The following is an 11,246-nucleotide window of genomic DNA, read 5'->3' on the forward strand; positions in this document are numbered from 1 at the left end:
GTGTATTTCTTCAAAGACTGTTTGAGGAAATATCGATACATCTATATGGCGTGAGTAAAAACTTTTATAAAAAATAAGACATATAGAGTTGTTATACTCACATACGGCACAAAATGATTTAATAGCACTAAAAAATATGGATTATATCTCTTTGGTAGGTAAAAAACAAATGGCCGTCATCAAAAGGATTTTCATTTTGGCTCCAGTGCCTATTTAACCTTCCAATAGCTTCCTCATCAGATAAAGATAACACTTTAATCATTTCTCCAGCAAATAACATTCATCCTGTTTAGAATTAATGAAATGTTAAACGGCAAGACGACGCGGTCGCCCTTTTTCACTTTGGTCACTTCCTAACCAACTTCTTCTACTATACCCATAGGCTCATGACCGATTACATAATCTTTGTGAGTGGGTAACGCACCCTGATATATATGTAGATCAGACCAAGAGGACTTATTTAAATCTGCATGTCCAGTTTATTCAATAATGGAGCTAAACGATCTCGTTCTTTTTCATGGATAGTAAATTCTAAACCATATTGATAGATTCCATTTTCTATTTCTTGTTGCCAAACATACATCAAGATACCTTAATGAGTTCTCCTTAAATCTCTGTCTTCATYTCAAATACGATTCTGCAACAACAGCTAAACTAAGGTGTGATAAGAAACGAAGTCCACCAATCCCAGTGTCTTCTATTAATACCTCTGTACGTCCCAAACTAATCGCTTGATCTTTAAGCCTAATGATGGTCATTTGCGAACTCATAGGAAAAAGAGAGCCACACGGAAATATCTCCGCTTGTTCTCAAACTCCATTAACGGACTACCTTTAACTGGTTTCAAGATACCTTTTGCGAGTAGTCTTTAACAATCTTCGAATACAACAGGCTTACTAAATAAGTACCCTTGAACTTCGTCACAATTATGTTATTTTACAAATGATAACTGTTCCTTCGTTTCCACGCCTTCAGCTACTACTTTCTTTCATCCCTAACCCAAGCGCTAAATGGATGATGGTTTTGACGTAGAGACTTGTACTTCCATAGCTTTATGAAAATATGTATAGAATTTAGTATTAATGGATTCAGAGTATTTCCATAGATTGTATCCAACAAGGTCTTCTTTCCTTTTTTGAATCCAATTCTCCATTGATTTATTTAGATAAGAAAAAGTCCAATCTTGATCTACAATAAAGAAACCATTGGTTATATATTCGAGAATGTTAGCTGTTGGTGGTAGGAAGGAATCATTATTTATACGATTTAAAGAATCTATCTTCAATTGCTAGATTCAGATAAACTCATTGTGAAATTACCCTTTATATTTAGCTACTTATAAAAATAAAAGCTTACTCGATAAAAACTCCGAGTAAGCCATCTTTCCGGACACAAAGTATTTTTCGGCAACTGGCTGGCATGGCTTATTGCTCTTTCTTCCAATCCAGTTCGACCAGTTTGGACTGCAAGAAGGCAATGTTCTGCTTCGCGTACCAGTCTGGATCGGATTGACGTGAATGGAACCCGATTTCCGACGTAAGATAGCCTTTGTAGCCGACGTCCTTCAATGCGTGGAGTACGCCATCGAAGTCGCAGCGTCCATGACCTGGCGGAAGCCGGTCGCTATCGGAGAGATGAATATGATGAAGCTTATCGGCCATGCGGTACACATAATCGCTCGCAACTTCATTGCGGTACAATGCGTGGAACGTATCAAACATGAGCTTAACGTTATCCTGACCGGACTGCTCGCTTAGGAGAAGCGCGTCATCCGCAGATTCGATGAGGTTGCTGTCAGTCGGCGTCGGTTCAACGACTATAGTAATGCCAAGCTCCTTCGCGTATTGCGCCACATCGACGAGCGCTTCTAGACTGTAGTCCCATGCCTGCTTCTTCGAGGTTCCGTATACGGCCCAGCCCGCCAAGTAAATGACGGTCGGACATTCCCAATCATGAGCCAAACGCAGCACTTCTTTGTAGTGATTAACCGTATACGCTCTTTCTTCAGCAATCGGCGAGCTTGGATTATGGCCAGGACCGCCTCCCGGAGCTGGCAGCAGCGATGAAACACTCAGCTTTTCCTTCTTCAGCAGCTGGAGAATATCTTTGCGGCGCTGTACGGACACATGATCGGGCCATGCATGCGGGCTAGCGCAGCCGATTTCGATGCCGTCGTAGCCAAATGAAGCAAGACGATGAATGACTTCTTCTAACGGGTAAGAAGGTACCCAAACCGGAAAGCTGCTGTACACCCATGTATTAAACGAAATCCCTTTCACACTGAACACAACCTCTCTATTTTATATCATCCATGGACGGATTAGTATTAGTCCCAGATAAACACGGCTTTCTCCGTTAATCTCTCATCGAACATCCGGAATGCGGTCGCAGCTTCATCCAGCTTAAACGTATGCGAAACGAGTTTCTCGACAGGCAGATTACGCTCGATGATGAAGCGTGTAATTTCGTCGTACTCGAAAATCGGGAAGTACCAAGAGCCCATTACCGTGATTTGCTTGCGGATCAGCTGATTGCTTGGATTGATCGTCAGCTCCCGGCCCTCGCCGATAAAAGCTGCACGGCCGTGCGCACGCAGACTGTTCAATGCTGTGTTTTGAGCAAGCGGACTGCCGGAGCAATCTATCGCCGCATCCGCCCCGCGGCCTTTCGTAATTTCCATAATGCGTTCGAGCACATTTTCTTTGCTATTAATGACGTGATCCGCCCCCAGCTCCTTGGCCAATTCAAGACGTTCATCCAGCATGTCGATCGCTATGACAGTTGCGCCTAAGCCCTTAGCAATCATGACACCCGCTCCACCCATCGGCCCTAGACCGAAAATAACGAGTGTGTCTCTGCCGTTAATGTTCATTCGCTTCTGTGCGTGGTAAAGCGTACCGACCGCATCGGTGGAAACCGCCGCGACGAGGTAGCTCATCTCATTCGGAATACGCATGCAGTTCTCTTCTGGAACTACGACGTAATCCGCATCACCGCCATGTGTATCGAAGCCGATGCATTTCCATTCCGGACAAAACATCTTATAGCCGCTCTTGCAATGCTCGCACTCGCCGCAGCCGATCGCCAAGTAAACGGCAACGCGATCGCCGATCTTGAAGCGTGTAACCCCGTCTCCCGTCTGTGTAATTTCTCCGGCTGGCTCGTGACCAGGATGGATGCAGCCAGATTTCGTTGATTCTCCGCCTACGACGGGGTTGCTGCCGTAGTAGAGGCTCATGTCGCTGCGGCAAATTGCCGATGCCTTCATCTTAATGAGAACCTCGCCGCTGCCCGGAATTGGAATTGGTACTTCTTTCACTTCCACTTGCTTATCACCTGGAAAAACAACCGCTTTCATCGTCATCTCTGTACCCTCCGTTATTGTTGAACTTGAACCCAGCACTCGTCTTTATGGCTCTTAAGAATCGCTTCCATAATACACATTGATAGATGTCCGTCTTCGAAGGTCGCGAAGTTCGCCTTGTCCTTTAGCGGGTCTTTGCCTTCCCGAATAAATGTGTAATATTGCAGCATCATGTTCTTCACCGAATCGGGCCAGCCTTCCGTATGCCCGCCAGGGTGATGAATGGAAGGTCTGGCTTCTTCGAGGAACAAAGCCGGATCTGCCATCAGCACCTCGTTGAAGCGATCACGATGGCCTATCCATAAACTAGCCGGCTCCTCCTGCTTCCAATAGGCGGATTTGCGGCTGCCATTCAACTCAAAGCTAAGCGCATTCTTCCGACCGGCGCTAACCTGGGATACTGTAAAGGCTCCCTTGCTTCCATCATCAAAGCGAATAAGGACCGATGCATAATCCTCCGTATGGACAGGAATATCTTCGTATTTCGAAATCTGCTCTCCCTTGCTTACGCCGAAAGTGATCGCTTGGGATACGGGCTTCTTACGTATTGGATGCACCGTCCATAGATCGGCGAATACTTGCTTGATTTTCTTGCCTGTCACATATTGAACKGTGTCGCACCAATGGGAACCGATATCCGCGATAGCCCGCGACCTGCCGCCAGTTTTGTCATCTAACCGCCAATTGTAATCCGTTTCATACAGCAGCCAGTCCTGCAGATAGCTGCCGTGTACCGCATTGATCCTGCCGAATTCCTCCTGCTTCACCATTTCGGCCAGCTGCTTCATCATTGGATATTGCCGGTAGTTAAAATTAACGCCGTGAACGACCCCATGCTTACGTGCCAGTGCCAGCAGTTCCGAAGATTCGGAGCTCGACATGGCTAGTGGCTTCTCGGACAGTACATGCTTGCCTGCCTCGATGATTTCCCGATTGATCTGATTATGCAGATGATTTGGCGTACAGTTGTGTACGACTTCAATGTCAGGATTGCGGAGCAAATCCTTGTAATCACCGTAGGCAAGCGGCACGCCAAGCTGCTCCGCTATGATCCTGGCGCTCTCTTCACCGTTCTGGGCCAAAGCTATAACTTCTACGAATTCCAGCCTGCGTACTGCTTCGATGTGGGCCGGTCCAATAAAACCGGTACCGATAATACCTGCTTTGATTTTAGCTTTCATTTTTTGACCGCTTTCTTGCCGAATACGACGGCCAAGATGATAATGAGACCCTTGATCATCATTTGTTGACTGACATCCAGGCCCATGATAATGAGACCGTTGTTAATTGTACCGATCATAAGCGCACCTACTACGGTCCCGATAATCGTTCCGACACCTCCGAACAAGCTGGTGCCGCCGAGAATGACGGCTGCGATGACGGACAGCTCATCGCCTTCGCCGAAAGAGAAGCGGCCAGCATTCATACGTCCGGCATAGAGAAGTCCTGCCAAACCAGCCATCACACCCGTGCCAAGGAACACCAGAAGCTTGATGCGCGCAGTCTTCACGCCGGAGAACTTAGCCGCATTCTCATTACCGCCGGTTGCGAGCGTCTGTCTGCCGAACGAAGTTTTGCGCAAGAGTACATGCGAGAAGATGGTGAACACAACGACCCATAATAGCAGCACTGGAATTGGGCCGATATCGCCTGAGCCGAATATGAAATTAAAATGATTATTAATGATCGGAATCGGCGCCGTGTCCGTGATCCACATCGCCATGCCCTTTACGGCACCCATCGAACCTAACGTTACTAAAAAGGAAGGAATAGCCGCCTTTGTTATGAGCAGGCCGTTTATAAGACCGATCGCAAGCCCCGTGCCGACGCCGGCAACAAGTGCGCCGATAATTCCTAAGCCTGATTGAAGGGCAAGCGCGCCCGTTAATGAGGATAAAGCGGCGATCGAGCCCACCGACAGATCGATTTCACCCGTACTAATAACAAAAGTCATCGCGAGGCCCATCAATGAGATAGTCGCCGTTTGCCGCACGATATTGAGCAAATTACCCGATGTCAGAAATCCGTCATCGAACAACGTAGCTGAGAAATAAATTAAGACACCGATGAAGGCCAGATAAACGATATAGTTGCGCCATTGAAAGCCTTTTATCGATCCGGTCAGGGTCGGTTTGGTTACATTAATATCCCTGGATTGCATATTGCAGCTCCTCCTCTGATTGAATATCCTTGCGCTTCATCTCCCGTTTGATCTTGCCATCGTGCATGACGAGCACGCGATCGCTTAGTGCAAGAAGCTCAGGGAGCTCTGAAGATACAACGAGTATCGCTTTGCCGTTTGCGGCCATTTCGCGGACAATATCGATAATTTCAATTTTGGCGCCAATATCGACGCCGATCGTCGGTTCGTCCAGCAGCAGAACGTCCGGTTCCGCGGCAAGCCACTTGGCCAGTACGATCTTCTGCTGATTACCGCCGGATAATAGGCCGCTTTGCTTAAAAATGTTGTCGGTCTTGATGTTTAGCCTTTCAACGAGACGCTTGCTGATCTCATTGGATTTCTTGTTGTCGACCAGCATCCCTTTTTTCACTTTGGAGAGAATCGGGAGGATCATGTTATCACGGATACTGTGCTGCAAAACTAGTCCCTGCATCCGGCGGTCTTCAGGAATTAAGGCAATCCCCGCATCGATCGCTTGCCTTGCGCTTCGAATCTTCTGCTTCTTCCCGTTTACATAAACTTCGCCGCTGTCCATCGGATCAATGCCGAAGATCGTACGCAGCAGCTCTGTTCGTCCGCTCCCCATGAGTCCAGCCACGCCGATGATTTCTCCGGGCTGGATTTTCAGGCTGACATTGTCCACCTTCGTTCCCGCTGTGACGTTCCGAATCTCGAATACGGGCGGCACGTCGGTAGCATAGTCGCGTTCGACCCACTCAAACGCTTTGTCGAACTCCGCGCCAACGATATGCTGAATGACCGAATCAAGCGTCGTTTCCTTGATAATTTCTGTCGTGATTTTACGGCCATCCCGTAAAATAGTAATGCGGTCACAGATTTGAAAAATTTCATCCATGCGGTGGGAAATATAAATGATCGCGTAACCCTTTGCCTTAAGCTGATTAATGAATTTAAACAGCACTTCCGTTTCCGTCTTCGTCAGTGATGAGGTCGGCTCGTCCATGATGAGAACCTTCGCTTCCTGCGACAAGGCCTTTGCGATTTCGGTCATTTGCCAATATCCGACTCCGAGCTCCTGTACAACATCGGACGGTTTTATATCAACACCTAGTTCTTTGAGCAGCTTTTCGGTCTTGCGCGCATTGTCTTTGTCATCGAGCAGCCCCAAAGAGGTTTTGGCTTCACGGGTTAGATAAATATTCTGAGAAACGGTTAGTGTCGGAATTAAACTAAACTCCTGAAAAATCATCGATATTTTATTCGCTCTTGCATCTTCGTAGCTTTTAATGCTAACCGGCTTTCCTTCGATCACGATGTCTCCTTTGTCGGCCGTGTAGACGCCGGTAAGAATCTTCATGAGCGTCGACTTGCCGGCTCCGTTCCCGCCCATTAGCGCATGAACCTCGCCTTGTTTCACCGAAAAGCTAACATCATTCAGAACTTTAATGCCATTAAATGCTTTAGAGATATTTTTCATTTCGAGAATGGGTTGTTCCACTGCACTCACCTTCTTTATTTGGAGGCCGCCAATGAGCAGCCTCCGTAAATTGGGATGTTTATTTCTTCATTGCATCCTGTACACTTGCCGGTGCGTCTGCGCCATAGATCAGCTTCCAGTTTTCCAGCACATTTTCTTTGGTTACTTTGATAGCTGGCGATGCGACATAGGCAGGGGCTTCCTTGCCAAGCAGAGCATATCCGGACAGAATGGCTTGCGCTACGCCTTGGTCATACGGAAGCTGTGCGCCAAGACCACGAACGATGCCGTCGGAAGCGATCGATAATGCTACGTTAGTACCAAGGTCGACTGTAGTAACAATCAGATCGCTCCGCCCCGCCGTTCTTGCTGCCGCCATAACGCCCTCTGCCGGAACGTCCCAAGGGGCGAATATACCGTTAATATCCGGGTTTCTTGTCAGCATAGCCGATGCGACTTCCTCGCCTTTGTTCGGATCAGTAATACCGCCTTTTGCAACAATTTCAATATCTGGATACTTTTCTTTAATACGTGCTTCGAAGGCGTCTGAACGGTTCTTTGTCACGAAAAAGTTCACATCATGAAACACGATGCCGACCTTGCCCTTCCCGCCTAGCTTCTCCGCCATAATATCTGCGGCTAACGCACCGTTACCGTAGTTGTCGCCGGATACTATACTGATATAATCCTTGCCAGGTACAAGCCCTTGCGCCGCACCATCCATGAACACCAGCTTCACACCTTGATCGACGGCTTTCTTGTATGCGCTTGCGGTGGATACAGCATCGACAGGTACAGAGATCATAATATCTGGTTTTTTCGCCAAAACCGTTTCAATGTCGTTTACCTGCTTTTCAGCCTTAAACTGGGCATCTGTTACCGCGACAACTTCAATACCCATTTTCTCGAACGTATTTTCCATTGCGCCTACAGCAGCTGTCATATAGTCGGTACCGGAATAATGCATGACGATCGCAGCCTTAAACTTCCCGTCCTTGATCTTCTTCAACTCATCTTCAGAGAGCTGCAGGCTCTTTGCCGATACCGCTTTCTCGCCGTTTGGCCCAATGTCTTGAACCGGCAGATCGGGGATATTCGCATTGATCGTCAGCGGTCCGGATGCCGTGTAGCCCTCATGAATCTTCGGCGTTGCCGCCATGTTCTTTCCCGTGTTTCCGCAGCCGACAAGCGTCATGCCGCATACAAGCAGCAAAGCGAGCGATGATGTTAATCTTCTCTTCATATTCAGACCCCTTACTCTTTATAAGTTGTTGATCGAATCATTCGCATCAGACGAACAATCGATTACCTTGAGTATAGGGCAAACCGGATTAGCGAAGTAGACGATGAATTTAACCTGCAGGGGGGAATTTTTTAGTGGTGTTATCTCCCGAATATAAAGAAGAGCCGTGCGATGTTTAAATCGCACAGCCCTCCAATTGGTCAAGACAAAGCATCTTTCCCGTCATTAGTAGCCACTTTCTTTCATTAATTTACCAACCTTAGCAGCTGCGTCATCAAGTGCCGTCCTTGCATTCTTCTTCCCAGTCAAATACTGTTGCACAGCCGTTTGGACGGTCTCCGATATTTGGTCGTAATTCTTGATCCGCGGCCTTCCTACACCAATGTTCAAGGATCGGCCGAGCACCTCGTAATACTCGCGTACAGACTCTTCAGGTACAGTCTTGGCAGCCGCATAAGCCGACTTCCGGGTCACGTGCTGCCGAAACCGCAAGTAATCGCGCTGTACGTCTGCGCTGGTCAAATAATTTGCCAATTGATAGGCTTCTTCCTTATGCTCCGAATACTTGTTTATAGCTAATCCCCACGAGCCGAAATGGGGCCCGCGCACTAGTGTACCGCCGTGCTCCACGCCTGGAAGCATGAAATAACCGACCTGCCCTCCGTGCACTTTCGGATGGAGCTTCATATCATGGACGTTCATTCCCATGGCAGCTTGTCCAAAACCAAAAGCGATCTCGACCTCATCCCACGTATAGGAAAGAACGTCTGGCGAGGTCACTTTGTCCTTGAGTATCCAGCTTCCGTAAGTCTCCAGCGCCTTCACTCCACTTTCGGAATTGAATACGGGATCGAGGTTCTCATTGAACAGCTTCCCACCGAAAATGTGTAGAAACGATTTGAAATCGACAAAATTGGCTTCATGCTTACCGGCCATCAAAGTCGTTCCGTACATATCAATCAACCCATCTTGATTGTTATCGCGGGTAAAGAACTTGGCAATGTCCTCATATTCGTCCAGAGTGGAAGGGATGCTGAGTTCACGATGAAACCTTTTCTTGAATGCGACCCGATTGGCCTCATTCTCGAATAAATCTTTTCGGTAGGTGACGGTGAGCACGTTCGACTGGATCGGCAAGCTCCAAACATCGAAACCTGCTGCCGTTATGCTATCCAGATTGACCGTATCCATTGCAAGCGGCGCCCTTTGCGGCATGTTCTTGTCATAGACCGACGTGTCCAAAAATAATTTCGCGATGAAATCGTCGATTTCCGTGGTCGATGCCGTTTGTTGGATATAAGGAGTTATCGGTTCCAGATACTGAATGATTTTCGGCATCCATGGGGTATCAACGGCAATGAGGTCATATTCGCTACTCATCCGGGACAATTCCGTAAACACCTTCTCCTGCAGACTATTATACGGAAACGTGCTTATTTCGACGTCGATCCCCGTCTGCTGCTCGTAATTCTCGGAAGCGTTAATGACCGCCTCGGAGCCCGCTTCTACCGTTGCATATAAAACCTTCAGCATAGTGGCGGAAGATTCGACCGGCTGCTCTGAACGATAAGAGCTCTCTCTCGAACATCCAGTGCAGCCAATCGCGAACATGAATAGGATAAACATATAAATCCTTGGTCTAACCATCGCGACGCTCCTCTCTTCCTTTCTTACTCATTTTCGTCCGGTATGGTTAAGATACCATTCTTCTTCCTAAACTCCGACGGTGAATAACCGAACTCCTTCTTGAACAGACTTCTAAAGTACGCGTAGTCGGCATACCCGATATCTTCCGATATTTCATTTACTTTTTTGCTCGTGTTTAGCAAGAGTGCGCTTGCTTGCTGCATTTTTCTGCGAGTCAGAAACCGCACGAAGGTGATGCCCATTTGCTGTTTGAACATGCGGCTTAGCGTAACCGGATGGACATTTACCGCTTCCGACACGACCTCTAGGTTTATGTTCATGACGCTCGAGCTCTCGATTATCTGCAACGCCTGCTTAAACCAGTCACTTGCTTGCGGTATATCGCGTCCTTGCCGCTCGAGGTTTTTAAGCGCCTTGACGCCGTTTAGAAGCATATGACGAACCCTGTCCTTCAAATCGTTCCACGTATGATATCGCCCGACCCATTCGCGCCAATAATATAGCGTGTCTTCATCCACCAGGATCACATCATTCCTGCCAAGACCTTCATCCAACACGGCCATCAGATGTGCACATTCCTTCTGAAGATTATCGTAAGTTACATTCGTCAAACATTCAAACCATGCATCCAAAGCGACCTCCAGCTCCGAAATCTCGCCGGTTAGCGCTTGATGGACGATTTGCTGACTATGCTTCGCGGCTTGTTTTGCCCACTCCTTCTGATTGGCACGAATTCCGGAAAGAGGAGAATCGTTCGTCTGAAAAAATCGGAGCTCCTTCATATTACGGATTTGCGAATGCAGTACGGGTAAAAAGAGTTTCCGCTCTCTGAAGCCGCTCTTCGTTTGCTCCCAATCCACTCTCACGACGATGCCTACCAGGTCGGAATCCAGTGTCACTGTTAGAAGAATATCTTGAGGAGAGTTATAATGATCCAATAGCACTGAGCGATCCCCGAGCTCGATATGCTTCCATTCCCGCTCGTCAAACCACAGGCTGACATTAAAAGGCTGCACCTGCTCCAAGGAAACCTGCGGAATCGGCGAGACGCTCAGAAGCTGGCTTAGTTCCTTCATAAAGGCCTGCTCCATCTTTCCTTTCACCTTGAGGACGATATCCGACAGTTCTCCGCGATCCGCCGGCTTGAGCAAAAAGCCGGTGGCTCCGAGCGTGAGCGATCTCCTTGCATATTCAAAATCGTCATACCCTGATATAATGACCACAGAAATAGCGGGGTACTTCTCACGTAATCGCTGAAGAATCTGCAGTCCGTCAAGCTCCGGCATTCGAATGTCGAGAAAAACTAGATCGGGTTGTATAAGCTCAATTCGCTTCAGGGCTTCGTATCCAAACTCCGTATTAAACACTTTAT

Annotated in this window: 9 protein-coding genes; all 9 read right to left on the reverse strand. The window is 47.7% G+C overall.

Annotation, left to right across the window (positions count from 1 at the left end; translation table 11 throughout):
• Window positions 1-620: 620 nt before the first annotated feature.
• A complete protein-coding gene (locus AB4Z17_RS27955) occupies window positions 621-770 on the reverse strand; it encodes a hypothetical protein (RefSeq protein WP_441963438.1) in 150 nt (49 codons plus the stop codon).
• A gap of 654 nt (window positions 771-1,424) precedes the next feature.
• Window positions 1,425-2,279 carry a sugar phosphate isomerase/epimerase family protein gene (locus tag AB4Z17_RS27960; protein ID WP_441912076.1) on the reverse strand — a complete coding sequence of 285 codons (855 nt, stop codon included), beginning with the start codon at window positions 2,277-2,279 and terminating at the stop codon, window positions 1,425-1,427.
• A 47-nt stretch (window positions 2,280-2,326) separates the two neighbouring features.
• A complete protein-coding gene (locus AB4Z17_RS27965) occupies window positions 2,327-3,364 on the reverse strand; it encodes a zinc-dependent alcohol dehydrogenase family protein (protein ID WP_441912075.1) in 1,038 nt (345 codons plus the stop codon).
• Between the two features lie 14 nt (window positions 3,365-3,378).
• On the reverse strand, window positions 3,379-4,545 hold the full coding sequence (locus AB4Z17_RS27970) for a Gfo/Idh/MocA family protein (protein ID WP_441963439.1): 1,167 nt from the start codon (window positions 4,543-4,545) through the stop codon (window positions 3,379-3,381).
• Window positions 4,542-5,525 (reverse strand): ABC transporter permease, encoded by a 984-nt coding sequence (locus AB4Z17_RS27975; protein WP_441963441.1) that lies wholly within the window; start codon window positions 5,523-5,525, stop codon window positions 4,542-4,544. The genes AB4Z17_RS27970 and AB4Z17_RS27975 overlap by 4 nt, the downstream gene beginning before the upstream one ends.
• Window positions 5,506-7,005 (reverse strand): sugar ABC transporter ATP-binding protein, encoded by a 1,500-nt coding sequence (locus tag AB4Z17_RS27980; RefSeq protein ID WP_441912071.1) that lies wholly within the window; start codon window positions 7,003-7,005, stop codon window positions 5,506-5,508. Before AB4Z17_RS27980 ends, AB4Z17_RS27975 begins: the two co-directional genes overlap by 20 nt.
• Window positions 7,006-7,063: 58 nt before the next feature.
• Window positions 7,064-8,227, reverse strand: a complete 1,164-nt coding sequence (locus tag AB4Z17_RS27985) for a substrate-binding domain-containing protein (RefSeq protein ID WP_441963442.1) — start codon at window positions 8,225-8,227, stop codon at window positions 7,064-7,066.
• A gap of 225 nt (window positions 8,228-8,452) precedes the next feature.
• Window positions 8,453-9,874 (reverse strand): ABC transporter substrate-binding protein, encoded by a 1,422-nt coding sequence (locus AB4Z17_RS27990; RefSeq protein ID WP_441963444.1) that lies wholly within the window; start codon window positions 9,872-9,874, stop codon window positions 8,453-8,455.
• Window positions 9,875-9,897: 23 nt separating this feature from the next.
• Window positions 9,898-11,246: response regulator transcription factor (locus AB4Z17_RS27995; protein WP_441963446.1), on the reverse strand; the 1,349-nt coding region annotated here is incomplete at its 5' end.

This window comes from Paenibacillus sp. TAF43_2, assembly GCF_052113545.1.
Classification (GTDB): Bacteria; Bacillota; Bacilli; order Paenibacillales; family Paenibacillaceae; genus Pristimantibacillus.